We start from the raw sequence: 15,792 nt of genomic DNA, 5'->3' as shown, positions 1-15,792 counted from the left end.
AACGTCAATCCCTGACCGAACAACACCTCAATCTGCGCCCGCTCCGCGGACGACAACCTCTGCCCCGGCATGACCCCTCATCCTGACGAGAATCCACCCCGTTGCAACAACCACTTGAGCCCAAGGCGGTAGGACACCCCGACTTCCAGGAAGCCGAGTCGATCAAGGGCAGGCAGCCAGCCAGACCAGCGCCAGGCAGCCAGGCAGGCCAGCCAGCGTCAGCGGACGCTGCGGGCGAACTGTCGTGCGGCCCAGACGACACCCAGCACGGCGAGCACCGCGGTGATGCTCAGGCCCTGCCAGACCTTGTCGCTGCCCAGGTCACCGGCGAACAGCGCCCGGGTGCCGTCGACCGCCCAGGAGAACGGGTTCCAGTCGGCGATGCCCTGCAACCAGCCGGGGGCGAACGTCAGCGGCAGCAGGATGCCGGACAGCAGCAGCACCGGCTGCGCCACGGTGTTCATCAGCGGAGCCAGCGCGTCCTCGCTCTTGACCTTGAGCGCCACGCCGTAGGAGACGGCCGAGGTCATGAGGGCGATGAGGGCCAGCATCAGGTACGCCAGCAGCAGGTCACCGAGGAACACCCGCAGGTCGAACAGGAGCGCCAGCAGGGTGATGATGACGGCCTGCACGAGAAGCGAGACCACGTCGCGCAGTGAGCGGCCGAGCAGCAGGGCGAGCCGGCTGATCGGGGTGACCCGGGAGCGTTCGATGACCCCGGCTCGCAGCTCGGCGATGAGGCCGAACCCCTGGAACAGGCCGCCGAAGATCGCCAGCAGCACCAGCAGACCGGGTACGAAGATCTTGTAGGCGGCGGCCTGGGTGGGTGCGTTCAGGGCTGGCTTGAGCAGCGGGGCGAAGAGCAGCAGGTACATCACCGGCTGGAACACGCCGACGAAGACCCAGACCGGGTTGCGCAGCAGCAGCTGGGTCTGCCGCTGGAAGATCAGCCACGTGTCACGGGCGAATTTCATGAGTGGTCTCCGAGTGGTCAGGACTCGCGCAGCGAGCGGTGGTCAGGACTCGCGCAGCGAGCGGCCGGTCTTGGTGAGGAAGACGTCGTCCAGGCTGGGCCGGTGCAGCTCGATCGAGCGCAGCTCCAAGCCCGCGTGGTCGAGTCGGCGCAGCACCTGCGGGATGGCGGTGGCACCCTCGTCGACGTAGAGGCGCAGGCCGCCCTCGTCGACGGTCTCCAGCTTGTTGACGAACGGCTCGCCGTCGAGGGCCTTGGCGGCCTGTGGGGTGGCGGTCAGGTCGAGCCCGACCAGCACCACGTCGCCGGAGATCTCCCGCTTGAGCGCGGCGGGGGTGCCCTCGGCCACGACCTCGCCGTTGTCCATGATCGCGATCCGGTCGCAGAGCGCGTCGGCCTCGTCCAGGTAGTGCGTGGTGATGAAGACGGTCATGCCGTCGCTGCGCAGTCGACGGATCTCGTCCCACATGTGGGCGCGGCTCTGCGGGTCGAGGCCGGTGGTCGGCTCGTCCAGGAAGACGATCTTCGGCTCGTGGATGATGCCGAGCGCGATCTCGACTCGCCGGCGTTGACCGCCGGAGTAGGTCTTGCACTTGCGGTCGGCGTACTCGGTGAGTTGGAAGGCGTCCAGCGCGCGGACGGCGCGGCGCTGCGCGTCGGCCTTGCCGATGCCGTACATGCGGGCGTGGAGCACCAGCTCCTCGCGCGCGGTGGACTCGTCCCAGGTGCTGCCGCCCTGCGGGACGTAGCCGATGCGGCGGCGCACCTCGGCCGGGTCCTTGCGCAGGTCGGCGCCGGCGATGGTGGCTTCGCCACCGTCCGGCTCGATCAGCGTGGCGAGCATCCGCAGCGTGGTGGTCTTGCCGGCGCCGTTCGGGCCGAGAAAGCCGAAGATCTCGCCCTCGGCGACCTCGAGGTTGACGCCCCGCACGGCGTCCACCGTCTTCGTCTCTCGACCCGCGCGGGAGCGGAACGACTTCCGCAGCCCCCTGGTCTCGATCATTTCTGCTCCTGGTCGTTCGGGCCGGTCGGGCCGGCCGCCGAGTGGGACGACGCCGGACGGCGCACTCCCCCGCTGTGCCATCAGCAGGCTAACGCGATATAGCTTTTTTAGTCAACGTTGATTATTGCGCGTTGGGCCCGGTCCGCTCCTCGCCGTCCCGCCACCCCGGCCAACCATCCGCGTTCTCCAGCTCAGCAGGCAGGTACGACACACCGGACTCGACACGTTCCGCGATTCGCTCGCACCAACCGACCTCCGCCTCCGCGCGTGCCGACCAGAGCTCCACCATCCAACTGACGTGCACCGGCTTAGCGTTGCGGACCCAGTCCGACTCGAGCGAGGCACGCATCGAGGCGACGTTGGCGCGGAGCAGGTTGGCCCGGTTCCGCAGGGCCGCCGCCGCCTCCGAACGGGGCATCGCCGGCAGGAAGGAGAACGCCGCCGTGAACGGGTCGGGCGGCTCGCTGAGGTTCCACCAGAGGTTGCGCAGCAACGTCTCGAACTCGTCCTCCCCCTTGGGGGTCACCTCGTAGGTGGTCCGTGCCGGACGAGCGCCGACCTGCTCGGTCGCGACGGCGTTGAGCAGCCCTTCCTCGGTGAGTTTGCGCAGCGCGTGGTAGATCGATCCGGGCTGCACGTTGGCCCACTTGTCGGCGCTCCAACTCAGCAGCTCACGGCGTACGTCGTAGCCGTGCACGGGCTGCATCCACCGCACCAGACCAAGGATCATCATTCGAGTCGCAGACACCACACAAGCGTAATAGCCAAGTTTGACTAAGTGACGATGGCGCAGTGCCGCATCCCACACTGAGCGATCGTTAGGGCCGCCAGGGTGGCCGATACACTCCCCGTCAGTAACCTGCCCGGGAGGAGCCACGAAGGTGCGCAAGGTACTCATCGCCAACCGCGGCGAGATCGCCGTCCGGGTGATCCGTGCGTGCCGCGACGCCGGCCTGGACAGCGTCGCCGTCTACGCGGACTCCGACCGTGATGCCCTGCACGCCACCCTCGCGGACGAGGCGTACGCGCTCGGCGGTGACAGCGCGACCGAGACCTACCTGCGCATCGACAAGCTGCTCGACGTCGCCGCCCGGGCCGGGGCCGACGCCGTGCACCCCGGTTACGGCTTCCTGTCCGAGAACGCCGACTTCGCCCAGGCGGTCATCGACGCCGGGCTGACCTGGATCGGCCCCACCCCGCAGGCGATCCGGGACCTGGGCGACAAAGTCACCGCCCGACACATCGCGCAGCGGGCCGGCGCGCCGCTGGTCCCCGGCACCCCGGACCCGGTGGCCAGCCCGGACGAGGTGATGGCCTTCGCCGTCGACCACGGCCTGCCGGTCGCCATCAAGGCCGCCTTCGGTGGCGGCGGTCGCGGTCTCAAGGTCGCCCGCACGATGGAGGAGATCCCCCAGCTCTTCGAGTCGGCCACCCGCGAGGCGGTCGCGGCGTTCGGCCGGGGCGAGTGCTTCGTCGAGCGCTACCTGGACCAGCCCCGCCACGTCGAGGCGCAGGTCCTCGCCGACCAGCACGGCAACGTGATCGTGGTCGGCACCCGGGACTGCTCGTTGCAGCGTCGGCACCAGAAGCTCGTCGAGGAGGCCCCCGCGCCGTTCCTCACCGACGCCCAGCGGGCGCAGATCCACGACAGCGCCAAGGCGATCTGCCGCGAGGCCGGCTACCACGGCGCCGGCACGGTGGAATACCTGGTCGGCGTGGACGGCACGATCTCCTTCCTCGAGGTCAACACCCGGCTCCAGGTCGAGCACCCGGTCACCGAGGAGACCGCCGGCATCGACCTGGTCCGCGAGCAGTTCCGCATCGCCGACGGCGAGAAGCTGCGGATCACCGAGGACCCGACGCCGCGTGGGCACTCCATCGAGTTCCGGATCAACGGCGAGGACCCGGGCCGCAACTTCCTGCCCGCGCCGGGCACGGTCACCGCACTCCGGTTGCCCACCGGCCCCGGTGTCCGGGTCGACACCGGCATCTCGGCCGGCGACGTGATCGGCGGCAACTTCGACTCGCTGCTCGCCAAGGTGATCATCACCGGTGAGACGCGGACCGAGGCGCTGGAACGCGCCCGCCGCGCGCTGGACGAGATGGTTCTCGACGGCATGGCCACCGCGCTGCCGTTCCACCGGCTGGTCGTGCGGGACGAGGCGTTCACCGCCGAGCCGTTCACCGTGCACACCCGGTGGATCGAGACCGAGTTCCACAACACCGTGCCGCCGTTCGCCGCCGCCGGCGCCGCCGATGCGCCCGCCGAACGCGAGACCGTCGTGGTCGAGGTCGGCGGCAAGCGCCTCGAGGTCAGCCTCCCCGCCAGCTTCGGCGGGAGTACGACCACCGCGGCACCCGCCTCCCGTAAGCCGACTCGGCGCGGTGGCGGCGGCGCGAAGGCCGGCGCTCCGGTCGGTGGCGACGCGCTCACCTCGCCGATGCAGGGCACCATCGTCAAGATCGCGGTTGCCGACGGCGACACCGTGGCCGAGGGCGACCTGGTCGTGGTGCTGGAGGCGATGAAGATGGAGCAGCCGCTGCACGCGCACAAGGCGGGCACGGTCAGCGGGCTCGCCGCCGAGGTCGGCGCGGTCATCACCGCCGGTGCCCCCATCTGCACCATCTCCTGAAGGAAGGGCACCTTTTTAACGCCTGGTGCATAAGAAGGGGCCCTTCCTACCACTTCGTTCGTCTGCTCAGGTGCGGGGAGGGTGGTTTGCGGCACCGCGACGGGCGCGGGCGGCCTGGGGCGGGAATGATGGCCGGGTGCGGTTCCTTCACGGCGCGGTCCCCGCGCACGACCTGACCTATACCGACGTCTTCATGGCGCCGGCCCGCTCCGACCTGGGCTCCCGGCTCGACGTCGACCTGTCCACGGGCGACGGCACCGGCACCACGATCCCGCTGGTGGTGTCGAACATGACGGCCGTCGCCGGGCGGCGGATGGCCGAGACGGTGGCCCGCCGGGGCGCGATCGCGGTGATCCCACAGGACATCCCGATCGAGGTGGTGGCGAACGTCGTCGCCTGGGTCAAGCAGCGGCACCTGGTCTACGACACCCCGATCACCCTGGGGCCGACCGAGACCGTCGGCGACGCCATCCACCTGCTGCCCAAGCGCTCGCACGGTGCGGTGATCGTGGTCGACGACGCGGGCCGGCCGATGGGCGTGGTCACCGAGGCGGACACCACGGGCGTGGACCGGTTCGCTCAACTGCGTCACGTGATGTCCACCGAGCTGCACACCGTGCCGGCGGACGCGGACCCGCGTACCGGATTCGACAGGCTCTCGGCGGGCCGTCGCCGGCTCGCCCCGGTGGTGGACGCCGACGGTCGGCTGGTCGGGGTGTTGACCCGCCAGGGCGCGCTGCGCGCGACCCTCTACACGCCGGCCCTGGACGACCGGGGCCGACTGCGGATCGCAGCGGCCGTCGGGATCAACGGTGACGTGACCGGCAAGGCCAGGGCACTGCTCGAGGCGGGGGTGGACACGCTGGTCGTGGACACCGCGCACGGCCACCAGGCGCGAATGATCTCGGCGCTCCAGACGGTCCGCAAGCTGGACCCGGGAGTGCCGGTGGCCGCCGGCAACGTGGTCACCGCCGAGGGGGTACGTGACCTGATCGAAGCCGGGGCGGACATCATCAAGGTCGGCGTCGGGCCGGGCGCGATGTGCACCACCCGGATGATGACCGGTGTGGGCCGACCGCAGTTCTCCGCCGTCCTCGACTGCGCGGCGGCGGCCCGCGAACTGGGCCGGCACGTGTGGGCCGACGGCGGGGTGCGGCACCCCCGGGACGTGGCGCTCGCGCTCGCCGCCGGAGCGTCCAACGTGATGATCGGCTCCTGGTTCGCCGGCACCTACGAGTCCCCGGGTGACCTGTACACGGACGCGGACGGCCGGCGGTACAAGGAGAGCTTCGGGATGGCGTCCGCTCGGGCGGTCAGCGCCCGTACCGCCGACGACAGCCCGTACGACCGGGCCCGCAAGGCGGTGTTCGAGGAGGGCATCTCCTCGGCCCGGATGTACCTGGACCCGGCCCGCCCCGGTGTGGAGGATCTGATCGACGAGATCATCGCCGGGGTACGCAGCGCATTCACGTACGCCGGCGCACGGGACCTGACCCAGTTCCACGACCGCGCCCTCGTCGGCGTGCAGAGCGCCGCCGGCTTTACCGAAGGAATGCCCCTGCCCACGAGCTGGTAACCCCGACGCCCCGACGCGTCGATCATGGGGTTGTGGTGCCTCACAAAAGGGCAGAGATGGGCGAACCATCCACCACAACTCCATGATCGACAGGGTGGAGGGGGCAGGGTGGAGGGGCAGGGTGGAGGGGTGGCGGGGAGGGCGGCGGGGGGCTCGCAGTTAGGTCGTCAGCCGGCGCAGGACGGCGCGGGCCGCCTCGCGGGGGCTGTCGCCGACGCGGTGGGGTAGAGCGCCGGCCAGCCAGAGGGTGGCGAAGCCGTGCGCGATCGACCAGGCCGCGAGCGCGTCCCGGTCGGTGTCGGCGGGCGCGCCGCCAGTGGGTAGGGCGGCCACCCCCGAGCGGAGTGCGGCACCCGCGCGCTCCCGGGCGGTGAGCAGCTCGGGGTCGTCGGCCCGGTAGAGCTCCGGCCGGAACATCACCTCGAAGTACGCGCGGTGCGTGACGGCGAAGTCGACGTACGCGACACCGGCCTCCAGCAGGTCGTCATTCGCGGCGGCCAACGTCTGGGCCAGCAGGTCGAAGCCCTGCGCGGCCAGCGTGGTGAGCAGGCCCGCCTTGTCGCCGAAGTGGTGCGTGGGCGCGGCATGCGAGACGCCGGCGCGCCGGGCCAGGTCACGCAGGCTCAGCGCGCCAGGCCCGACCTCCCTGATCGCGTCCAGCGCTGCGGCGAGCAGGGCGCGGCGCAGGTCGCCGTGATGGTACGCACGCGACTCGGCCATGCCCCGAATCGTATCTTGCCATTGACAAGATGCCACTGCGGCGCGCAATCTTGCCACTGACAAGTTTCGAGGAGGATTCCGATGGCACCCCTGATCGCCCTGATCGTCGGCACCGCAGTGGCCCGACTCACCGGCCTGGCCGGCATCTCCGCTCTGGACGGCTGGCATCCCGCACTGCGCGTCGGGCTGGCGGCGATGTTCACACTGACCGCCGTCGCGCACTTCGTCGGCGAGCGCCGCGCGGACCTGATCGCGATGGTCCCGCCCCGACTGCCCCGACCGGAACTGCTGGTCACCCTCACTGGAGTACTGGAACTGATCGGCGTGATCGGCCTACTGGTTCCGGCGACCGCCCGGGTCGCGGCGGCCGGGCTCGCCCTGCTCATGGTCGGGATGTTCCCGGCCAACGTCTCGGCCGCCCGCCGAAGGCTGAGCCTCGCCGGGCGTCCGGTCACCCCGCTCGGGCAGCGCACCGTCCTGCAACTCGCGTTCGTCGCCACGGCGGCCGCTATTTCGTTTGGCCCCTGACTATCAGGGGGCTAATCTACTTTCCGTGGAACTCGTGACCCTCCAGGACGTGCCGCTCGGCCGGCTGCTGGTGGTGGCCGGGCACCTGGTCGGGCAGCGGTGGAACCGCTACCTCGCCGAGGAGCACGGCCTCACCCAGGCCGGCATGATCACCCTGATGACACTCGCCCGACACGGCGAGCTGCCCCACCGGCAGGTCGCCGAGAAGGGCTTCGTCCGTCCGGCGACCCTCACCGGCATCGTGGACACGCTTGAGCGCGACGGTCTGGTCGAGCGGCAGCGCGACGACAGCGACCGGCGCAGCATCCGCCTCGCCCTCACGCCCGCCGGGCGGGAGCGGGTCGCTGCGCTCGGCGCACTGATGCACTCCGGACGCCCGCTCACCTCGGTCGACGCCGACCCGGAAAAGGCCCAGGTGATCCGCGAGTTCCTGCTGGAGGTCATCGGCAGCGGGGACGACCCGCGGATGACCGGACGCCTCACCGAACCGAAGGATCCGGCGTGCTGATCCGACTACTGCGCAACCAACTGCGCACCTACCGACGACCGTTGCTGGCGGTGGTGCTGCTCCAGTTCGTGGGCACCATGGCCTCGCTCTACCTGCCCAGCCTCAACGCGGACATCATCGACCAGGGCGTGGCCCGGGGCGACACCGACTACATCGTGCGCACCGGCGGTTGGATGCTGCTGGTCAGCCTGATCCAGATCGTCTGTTCGATCGCTGCCGTCTACCTGGGCGCGCGGATCGCGATGGGCTTCGGCCGCGACGTCCGCGCCACGCTGTTCGGGCACGTCAACCGGTTCTCCGCCCGTGAGGTGGCCCGGTTCGGAGCGCCGTCGCTGATCACCCGCAACACCAACGACGTCCAGCAAGTGCAGATGCTCGTGCTGATGAGCTGCACGATGCTGGTCGCCGCACCGATCATGAGCGTCGGCGGCGTGTTCATGGCGCTGCGCGAGGACATCGGGTTGTCCTGGCTGATGCTGGTCAGCGTGCCGGTGCTGGCCATCGCGCTCGGCGCGATCATCCGTCGGATGGTGCCGGGCTTCCGACTGATGCAGACCCGGATCGACACGGTCAACCGGGTGCTGCGCGAGCAGATCACCGGCATCCGCGTGGTCCGCGCGTTCGTCCGCGAGCCGTACGAGACGGACCGCTTCGCCGTCGCCAACGCCGACCTGACCGCCACCGCGCTGCGTACCGGCCGGCTGCTGGCGCTGATCTTCCCGGTGGTCATGCTGGTGCTGAACGTCTCCAGCGTCGCGGTGCTCTGGTTCGGGGCGCAGCGGGTGGACGCCAACGCGATCCAGGTCGGCGCGCTGACGGCCTTCCTGCAGTACCTGATGCAGATCCTGATGGCGGTCATGATGGCCACCTTCATGCTGATGATGGTGCCCCGGGCCGCGGTCTGCGCCGAACGCATCATCGAGGTGCTGGACACCGACTCCTCGGTGGTCCCCGCCGCCACGCCGGTCACCGATCTGCCGACCCGGGCCGAGTTGGAGCTGCGCGGAGTGCGCTTCCAGTACCCGGGCGCGGTCGAGCCGGTGCTGCGCGACATCTCCTTCCGGGCCACCTCCGGCACCACCACGGCGATCATCGGCAGCACCGGCGCCGGTAAGACGACGCTGCTCTCGCTGGTTCCCCGCCTGGTCGACGTCACCGGGGGCGCGGTGCTGGTCGACGGTGTGGACGTGCGGGAGTTGGCGCCCGACGAACTGTGGCGGCGCATCGGCCTGGTGCCCCAGCGGCCGTACCTGTTCACCGGGACGATCGCGAGCAATCTGCGCTACGGCAACCCGGACGCCACCGACGAGGAGCTGTGGGCGGCGCTGGAGATCGCCCAGGCCCGGGACTTCGTGGCGCAGATGCCCGGCGGGCTGGACGCGCCGATCGCGCAGGGTGGCACCACCGTCTCCGGTGGGCAGCGGCAGCGCCTCGCCATCGCCCGCGCACTGGTACGGCAACCGGAGATCTACCTGTTCGACGACTCGTTCTCCGCGCTCGACCTTGGCACCGACGCGCGGCTGAGAGCGGCGTTGCGGCCGGTCACCGCGCACTCCGCAGTGGTGATCGTGGCCCAACGGGTCTCCACGATCATCGATGCCGACCAGATCATCGTGCTTGAGAACGGAGGGGTCGTCGGAGTGGGACGACACACGGAGTTGTTGGAGACCTGCCCGACGTACGCCGAGATCGTCGCCTCGCAGCAGACCGCGGAGGTGCCGGCATGAGCGAGCACGACGAACCGCGCGCCGCGGCCGTACCCAGTCAGAAGCCGGCCGGCGACGGGCGGACGCCCGGAGGCGCCGCGCAACAACCCGGCGGCGAGGCCGCGCAACAAGCCGGCGGCGACGCGCAGACGCCGAAGCGGCTGCCTCCGGGTCGCCCGGGCGGCGGCCCACCGTGGATGAGCGCCGGGATGCCCGCCGAGAAGTCGATGAACTTCGGGCCGTCGGCCCGGCGGTTGCTCGGCCGGCTGCGCCCGCACCGGCTGCACCTGGCCGCGATCATCACGCTCGCCGTGGTGAGCGTCGGCTTCAGCGTGGCCGGGCCGAAGATCCTCGGCCACGCCACCGACCTCATCTTCAGCGGGGTGATCGGTCGGCGGCTGGAGGCGGGCACCACCGCCGAGCAGGCCGTCGCGGCGGCCCGGGCCAGCGGCAACGACAGCTTCGCCGACATGCTGGCCCGGATGGACGTGGTGCCCGGGATGGGCATCGACTTCGACGCGCTGAGCCGGGTGCTGCTGTTGGCGCTCGGGCTCTACCTGGCGGCGAGCCTGCTGTCCTGGTGGCAGGGTTGGCTGCTCAACGGGGTGGTCCAGCGCACCGTGCTGTGGCTGCGCGCCGAGGTGGAGGAGAAGCTCAACCGGCTGCCGCTGCCCTACTTCGACCGGCAGCCCCGAGGTGAGCTGCTCAGCCGGGTCACCAACGACATCGACAACATCTCCACCAGCCTCCAGCAGACCCTCAGCCAGCTGCTCACCTCCCTGCTGACCGTTGTCGGCGTGCTGGCCGTGATGTTCTGGATCTCGCCGCTGCTGGCCCTGGTGGCGCTGATCGCGGTGCCGCTGTCGGTGCTGGTCACCCAGCGCATCGCGAAGCGCTCGCAGAAGCAGTTCGTCGCGCAGTGGACGCACACCGGCGAGTTGAACGGTCAGATCGAGGAGGCGTACACCGGCCACGAGCTGGTGAAGGTCTTCGGTCGCCAGCGCGAGGTGGAGGCCGCGTTCCACTCGAAGAACGAGGAGCTGTTCCGGGCCAGCTTCGGCGCGCAGTTCATCTCCGGGATCATCATGCCGTCGATGATGTTCATCGGGAACCTGAGCTACGTGGCGATCGCCGTGGTCGGTGGCCTGCGGGTCGCCTCCGGGACGATGAGCCTCGGTGACGTGCAGGCGTTCATCCAGTACTCCCGCCAGTTCACCCAGCCGCTCACCCAACTCGCGTCGATGGCCAACCTGCTCCAGTCCGGAGTGGCGTCGGCCGAGCGGGTCTTCGCGGTGCTGGACGCCGACGAGCAGACCCCCGACCCGGTCGAGCCGGCCCGGGTCACCGACCCGCACGGCCGGGTCGAGTTCGAGCACGTCTCGTTCCGGTACGACCCGGACAAGCCGTTGATCGACGACCTGTCACTGGTCGCCGAGCCAGGGCACACGGTGGCGATCGTCGGCCCGACCGGCGCCGGGAAGACCACACTGGTCAACCTGGTGATGCGGTTCTACGAGCTGGACGCCGGCCGGATCACCCTGGACGGGGTGGACATCACCACGATGCGCCGCGACGACCTGCGCGGCCGGATCGGCATGGTGCTCCAGGACACCTGGCTCTTCGGCGGCACCATCCGCGACAACATCGCCTACGGCCGGCCCGACGCGACCGAGGAGGAGATCGTCGCCGCGGCGCGCGCCACCTTCGTGGACCGGTTCGTGCGCAGCCTGCCCGACGGCTACGACACGGTCATCGACGAGGAGGGCAGCAACGTCAGCGCCGGCGAGAAGCAGCTCATCACCATCGCCCGGGCGTTCCTCGCCGAGCCGTCGCTGCTCATCCTCGACGAGGCCACCAGCTCGGTGGACACCCGCACCGAGGTGCTGCTCCAACGGGCGATGGCCGCGCTGCGCTCGGACCGGACCAGCTTCGTCATCGCGCACCGGCTCTCCACCATCCGCGACGCGGACCTGATCCTGATGATGGAGAACGGACGGATCGTCGAGCAGGGCACCCACGAGCAGTTGCTCGCCGCCCATGGCGCGTACCACCGGCTCTACCGATCCCAGTTCACCGGTGCCGTGGCCGACGAGGAACCGGCCGCCCAACCCGCGTCGGTCTGAGGCGGCCACCGTGTTCTCGACGGCCGGCCGCCCCGGACCGGCGGGCGCGTCAGTCCGGCGGCAGCAGGTCGGTCGCGCGGGCGGCGACCTGCCGACCGATCAAGCTGAGCGCGGCGGCGGCGGGCATCGGGTCCAGGGTCCGGCCGTCGCGCAGACGCAGCGCGAGGCTGCCGTCGGCCGACGCAGCGCGAGGCTGCCGTCGGCCGCCTCGCGGACGCCCAACACCCCGAGGTACGGGACGCGGCGGCGGGTCGCGTCCCGGACCCGGGCGCCCAGCGAGCCGGCGACGTCGACCTCGACCCGCAGGCCGGCGTCGACGGCCTGCCGGGCCAGGCCCGCCGCCACGTCGGCCTGTCCGGCGTCGACCGGCAGCAGGACCAGTTGGACGGGCGCGTACCAGGCGGGAAAGGCGCCCTCGTGCACCTCGATGAGGTACGCGAACAACCGCTCCATGCTGCCGACCAGGCTGCGGTGCAGCATGACCGGTCGACGCCGGCTGCCGTCGGAGTCGGTGTACGACAGGTCGAACCGCTCGGGTTTGTCGAAGTCGAGTTGGATGGTGGAGATGGTCGACTCGCGGCCGGCCGCGTCGACGATCTGAATGTCGATCTTCGGCCCGTAGAACGCGGCCTCCCCGGGCGCCTCGACGTACGCCATCCCGGCCAACGCGGCGCGGAGCAGATCCTCCGCACGGGCCCACTGGGCGTCGTCACCGACGTACTTCTCGCCCGGCCCGCGCAGCGACAGCCGGAACCCGGCCGGGCGTACGCCGAGCGCGGCGTGCGCGGTGCGGATCAGCCCGAGGATCTCGGCGACCTCGCCACCCACCTGCTCGGGCGCGCAGAAGGTGTGCGCGTCGTTGAGCGAGATGGCGCGGACCCGGGACAGCCCACCGAGCACCCCGGAACGCTCCGAGCGGTACATCCCGCCCAGCTCCGCGACCCGCAGCGGCAGCTCCCGGTAGGAGCGGCCACGGGCCCGGAACACCAGCGCGTGGTGCGGGCAGAGCGCCGGACGGAGCACGAACTCGTCGTCGGCGCTCAACCGCATCGGCGGGAACATGTCGTCGGCGAAGTAGCCGAGATGCCCGGAGAGTTCGAAGAGTTCGCGTTTGCCCAGCGGCGGCGAGTAGACGTGCTGGTGGCCGGAAAGGCGCTCCAACTCCCGGACGTACTCCTCGACGGCGTGCCGGGCGGCCGCGCCGGCGGGCAGCCAGATCGGCAGGCCGGCGCCGGCCAGCGGATCGGAGACGAAGAGGTCCAGCTCACGGCCGAGCCTACGGTGGTCGATCATGTCGGGCTCCTGGATCGGGTACGACCCGGAGGCGACCTGGACACCGAACGCCGCGCGGCCCTCGGGGGCGGATCGCCCCGGGGCCTGGTCGACGGTGGTTACGTCAGAGCGGCGCGCCGGGGACACCCGGCGTCGTGGTCACCACTACCGCACTGCGCATACGGCGACGCTACCCGTCGAGCGATCGAGGACGCACCTGGATTACGACGGTCGGAGCGTGGACGGGGGCGGGCCGCCGGCGCGGGACCCGCCGGCGGCCCTGGCGGCCCGAAATCGTCAGGAACGGGGGACCCGACGGGCGTGGCCGCGCCGACAACGGTACGCCGACGATCGCCGATCCGCCGACCGCTCCGGCAGGGGTGGGACGACCACCGGAACCGTCACCCGAGACCGGTTCGCCTCGTTGTACCCGGGTGGCCTGGCCGTGTCGACCGTCACGACGGGCCGGGGTTGTCCACGGTGACGCCGGACACGCCGTCAGGCTCAAGAGACCCAATCGGCCGCATCCGGCGAGGTGGCAGGCGTGCCCGAACTACTGACTGACGTCGCATCGCCGACGTGGGCGTACCTCTTGCTGGTCGCCCTGCTGATCGCGGACGCCTTCGTTCCGGTGATCCCCACCCAGATCGTCATGATCACCAGCGGTGCGCTCACCGTCTACGGCGGGCTCAGCCTGCCGGTCACCATCGCCGTCGGCGCGCTCGGCGTGTTCGCCGGCGACCTGGCCTGCTACCTGCTCGGGCGGAGCGCGCCGGACCGGCGGCCACCCCGGCACGCCGAGCTGAGCCGGGCCCGCCGGGTCGCCAGCCGAGTCACCCAGGGGCTCCGGCAACCCGGGCCGATGGTCATCCTGCTCTGCCGGTTCGTCCCCGGCGGACGAATGGCAGCCTGCTTCTCGGCCGGCCGCAGCCGCTACCCGTACCGGCTGTTCGTGCTCTACGAGGCGGTGGCCGCACTGGGTTGGGCCACCTACGGCGCGCTGGTCGGGCATCTCGGCGGCACCGCGCTCACCGAGTCGGCGTGGCGCCTGGCCATCATCGCCACCGCCGCAGCGGTCGGCTTCGCCGCAGCCGGATGGGCGATGACAGTGGTCAGCGCTCGCCACGCCCGCGCCGCCGCCGCAGTCGCAGTCGACGTCCCCATCGACTGAGTGTCGCCAGGCCAGCGGGTATAAGATGTGCTTATATCGACTGCATGTGGGACGTCAAACTTCATCCTGAGGTCGAGGAGTGGTTCCTCAACCTCTGTCGGACGGATACCGCCAGCGCCGACCTCATCAGCGAGGCCATCGACCTCCTCGCCGAACATGGGCCGGCACTCGGGCGTCCCCTGGTCGATCGCCTCAAGGGCAGCGCGTTTCACCACATGAAGGAGCTGCGACCTGGCTCGGCTGGTTCCACGGAGGTTCGCATGATCTTCGCATTCGATCCCGTTCGAGAAGCTGTCTTTCTGGTCGCTGGCGACAAGTCAAGTCAGTGGCAGAGTTGGTACAAGACGGCGGTGCCGTTGGCGGACGACCGCTTCCAGGAGCACCTCTCCAGCCTGAAGGAAATGCAAAGATGACCGGTGAAGCTGATTGGCGGGACGTCAAGGCGAAAGCCCGGGAGCTCGATCCGTCCTGGGAACATCCGGACCGGGCTGCCCGGCGGGCTCAGCAGCGTGAGCAGATGCTGGCATCGGTGAGCGGCGCGCAGCTGGCAGAGATCCGCAAGCAGCTGGGGATGACGCAGACCCAACTAGCTGACGCGGCGGGGTTGTCCCAGGCGAGGATCAGCCAGATCGAGAATGGCGAGCACACCAGCCTGGAGACCCTCCGCGCCTACGTCACCGGCCTGGGCGGTCACCTCGACATCGTCGCCCGCATCGGGAACATCCACCTGAACGTCGCTTGACCCGGTCTAGGTCATAACAGGGCTCGGAGCTTGCGGCGGCACGGGACCAATGACGCCGCTACCTCTAGGGGTGGTCCCGGGGGACGATTTCGGTGGCTGTCCCGGATTCGGCTGGGGTGTCCGCGGCGACAGGCTGAGGCATGCCTGTTACCCGGAGTACCGGCCTGCTGGCCCTGGGCGGGATCGCCCTGGCGGCGCTACTCACCGTGATCGGCCACCTCGAAGTCAACGACGACCTCAACCCGTGGGCGTTGACGATCAGCGACTTCGCGGTCTCCGACCGGGGCGGCGTCATCGACGTCGCCATGGTGGTGCTCGCGCTCGCCACGGTGGCGCTGCTGTACGGGCTGCGCCGCGCCGGCCCACCCCGATCGCGCTCGGGTCGAACGGCCGAGCTGCTGCTCGGCGCATGGGTGGGCGGACTGCTGCTGGCCGCCGTGGTGCCGACGAACGAGCCGGGCACCGCCATGACCACCGAGGCCTACCTGCACCGGTACGCCTCGGTGGTCGCCTTCCTGGCACTCCCGGTCAGCGGTTGGCTGCTCGCCCGCCGGCCGGCCCTGGCCCCCGCCGCCCGGACGCTACGAACCCTCGTCCTGCTCAGCCTCGCCTTGGCGGCGGCGATGATCTGGTCCGCCTACCCCGGTGACCGTCAGCTGATCGGCCTGGCCGAGCGCCTCCTCATCCTCACCGAGGTAGCCGTCCTGGCCACGGTGGCGGTGGTCCAAACCCGAGCCATAGCAGTCGATCATGCAGTTGTGGTGCCCAACAAAAGGGGCCTGACCGCCTGAACCAGCCACCACAACTCCATGATCGACCCGGGCGAGGGGCGGGGGC

At 70.5% G+C, this 15,792-nt stretch carries 14 protein-coding genes and 1 pseudogene; 10 read left to right on the top strand and 5 right to left on the bottom strand.

The features are described from left to right. Positions 1–218: 218 nt before the first annotated feature. From ABGB10_RS32820 to ABGB10_RS32810, 3 genes are all read right to left on the bottom strand, one after another. Positions 219–974 carry an ABC transporter permease gene (locus ABGB10_RS32820; protein ID WP_088986366.1) on the bottom strand — a complete coding sequence of 252 codons (756 nt, stop codon included), beginning with the start codon at positions 972–974 and terminating at the stop codon, positions 219–221. Positions 975–1,016: 42 nt separating this feature from the next. Next, a complete protein-coding gene (locus tag ABGB10_RS32815; protein ID WP_347664856.1) occupies positions 1,017–1,976 on the bottom strand; it encodes an ATP-binding cassette domain-containing protein in 960 nt (319 codons plus the stop codon). Positions 1,977–2,097: 121 nt separating this feature from the next. Beyond that, positions 2,098–2,709, bottom strand: coding sequence for a PadR family transcriptional regulator (locus ABGB10_RS32810; protein WP_347664858.1), 612 nt, complete (start codon positions 2,707–2,709; stop codon positions 2,098–2,100). 148 nt (positions 2,710–2,857) lie between these two features. On the opposite strand from ABGB10_RS32810, the gene ABGB10_RS32805 reads away from it, so the two are divergent. Further along, positions 2,858–4,609 (top strand): biotin carboxylase N-terminal domain-containing protein, encoded by a 1,752-nt coding sequence (locus ABGB10_RS32805; RefSeq protein ID WP_347664855.1) that lies wholly within the window; start codon positions 2,858–2,860, stop codon positions 4,607–4,609. Between the two features lie 136 nt (positions 4,610–4,745). Beyond that, positions 4,746–6,185, top strand: a complete 1,440-nt coding sequence (locus tag ABGB10_RS32800) for a GuaB1 family IMP dehydrogenase-related protein (protein ID WP_347664854.1) — start codon at positions 4,746–4,748, stop codon at positions 6,183–6,185. 159 nt (positions 6,186–6,344) lie between these two features. On the opposite strand, the gene ABGB10_RS32795 is transcribed toward ABGB10_RS32800, so the two are convergent. Next, positions 6,345–6,905, bottom strand: coding sequence for a TetR/AcrR family transcriptional regulator (locus ABGB10_RS32795; RefSeq protein WP_347664853.1), 561 nt, complete (start codon positions 6,903–6,905; stop codon positions 6,345–6,347). An 81-nt stretch (positions 6,906–6,986) separates the two neighbouring features. Here ABGB10_RS32795 and ABGB10_RS32790 point away from each other — a divergent pair, with 81 nt between their 5' ends. The 4 genes from ABGB10_RS32790 to ABGB10_RS32775 all read left to right on the top strand — a co-directional run bounded on the left by ABGB10_RS32790 (position 6,987) and on the right by ABGB10_RS32775 (position 11,770). Beyond that, positions 6,987–7,433 carry a DoxX family protein gene (locus ABGB10_RS32790; RefSeq protein WP_347664852.1) on the top strand — a complete coding sequence of 149 codons (447 nt, stop codon included), beginning with the start codon at positions 6,987–6,989 and terminating at the stop codon, positions 7,431–7,433. 25 nt (positions 7,434–7,458) lie between these two features. Then, a complete protein-coding gene (locus ABGB10_RS32785; RefSeq protein WP_347664851.1) occupies positions 7,459–7,941 on the top strand; it encodes a MarR family transcriptional regulator in 483 nt (160 codons plus the stop codon). Next, positions 7,935–9,668, top strand: coding sequence for an ABC transporter ATP-binding protein (locus tag ABGB10_RS32780; protein ID WP_347664850.1), 1,734 nt, complete (start codon positions 7,935–7,937; stop codon positions 9,666–9,668). Before ABGB10_RS32785 ends, ABGB10_RS32780 begins: the two co-directional genes overlap by 7 nt. A 176-nt stretch (positions 9,669–9,844) precedes the next feature. Further along, positions 9,845–11,770 carry an ABC transporter ATP-binding protein gene (locus ABGB10_RS32775; protein ID WP_347664857.1) on the top strand — a complete coding sequence of 642 codons (1,926 nt, stop codon included), beginning with the start codon at positions 9,845–9,847 and terminating at the stop codon, positions 11,768–11,770. Positions 11,771–11,819: 49 nt separating this feature from the next. Here ABGB10_RS32775 and thrS read toward each other — a convergent pair. Further along, positions 11,820–13,063 (bottom strand): annotated as a pseudogene (thrS, locus tag ABGB10_RS32770) (threonine--tRNA ligase). A 523-nt stretch (positions 13,064–13,586) separates the two neighbouring features. Here thrS and ABGB10_RS32765 point away from each other — a divergent pair. The 4 genes from ABGB10_RS32765 (at position 13,587) to ABGB10_RS32750 (ending at position 15,746) form a co-directional block, all read left to right on the top strand. After that, positions 13,587–14,213, top strand: coding sequence for a DedA family protein (locus ABGB10_RS32765; RefSeq protein WP_347664849.1), 627 nt, complete (start codon positions 13,587–13,589; stop codon positions 14,211–14,213). A gap of 44 nt (positions 14,214–14,257) precedes the next feature. Further along, on the top strand, positions 14,258–14,626 hold the full coding sequence (locus ABGB10_RS32760) for a type II toxin-antitoxin system RelE/ParE family toxin (protein WP_347664848.1): 369 nt from the start codon (positions 14,258–14,260) through the stop codon (positions 14,624–14,626). Further along, positions 14,623–14,955 carry a helix-turn-helix transcriptional regulator gene (locus tag ABGB10_RS32755; protein ID WP_347664847.1) on the top strand — a complete coding sequence of 111 codons (333 nt, stop codon included), beginning with the start codon at positions 14,623–14,625 and terminating at the stop codon, positions 14,953–14,955. Before ABGB10_RS32760 ends, ABGB10_RS32755 begins: the two co-directional genes overlap by 4 nt. Before the next feature lie 140 nt (positions 14,956–15,095). After that, positions 15,096–15,746: a DUF998 domain-containing protein gene (locus ABGB10_RS32750; protein ID WP_347664846.1), complete on the top strand. Its 651-nt coding sequence runs from the start codon at positions 15,096–15,098 to the stop codon at positions 15,744–15,746. Positions 15,747–15,792 lie beyond the last annotated feature (46 nt).

It is taken from the genome of Micromonospora sp. B9E7 (assembly GCF_039871815.1).
Taxonomy (GTDB): domain Bacteria; phylum Actinomycetota; class Actinomycetes; order Mycobacteriales; family Micromonosporaceae; genus Micromonospora.
This window is presented reverse-complemented; position numbering and strand designations above follow the sequence as displayed.

Bases quoted from the DNA above. Each gene is read 5' to 3' on its own strand.
- ABGB10_RS32820 (WP_088986366.1), bottom strand. From the start codon at position 974: ATGAAATTCGCCCGTGACACGTGGCTGATCTTCCAGCGGCAGACCCAG.
- ABGB10_RS32815 (WP_347664856.1), bottom strand. From the start codon at position 1,976: ATGATCGAGACCAGGGGGCTGCGGAAGTCGTTCCGCTCCCGCGCGGGT.
- ABGB10_RS32810 (WP_347664858.1), bottom strand. From the start codon at position 2,709: ATGATGATCCTTGGTCTGGTGCGGTGGATGCAGCCCGTGCACGGCTAC.
- ABGB10_RS32795 (WP_347664853.1), bottom strand. From the start codon at position 6,905: ATGGCCGAGTCGCGTGCGTACCATCACGGCGACCTGCGCCGCGCCCTG.
- ABGB10_RS32790 (WP_347664852.1), top strand. From the start codon at position 6,987: ATGGCACCCCTGATCGCCCTGATCGTCGGCACCGCAGTGGCCCGACTC.
- ABGB10_RS32775 (WP_347664857.1), top strand. From the start codon at position 9,845: ATGAGCGCCGGGATGCCCGCCGAGAAGTCGATGAACTTCGGGCCGTCG.
- ABGB10_RS32760 (WP_347664848.1), top strand. From the start codon at position 14,258: ATGTGGGACGTCAAACTTCATCCTGAGGTCGAGGAGTGGTTCCTCAAC.
- ABGB10_RS32755 (WP_347664847.1), top strand. From the start codon at position 14,623: ATGACCGGTGAAGCTGATTGGCGGGACGTCAAGGCGAAAGCCCGGGAG.
- ABGB10_RS32750 (WP_347664846.1), top strand. From the start codon at position 15,096: ATGCCTGTTACCCGGAGTACCGGCCTGCTGGCCCTGGGCGGGATCGCC.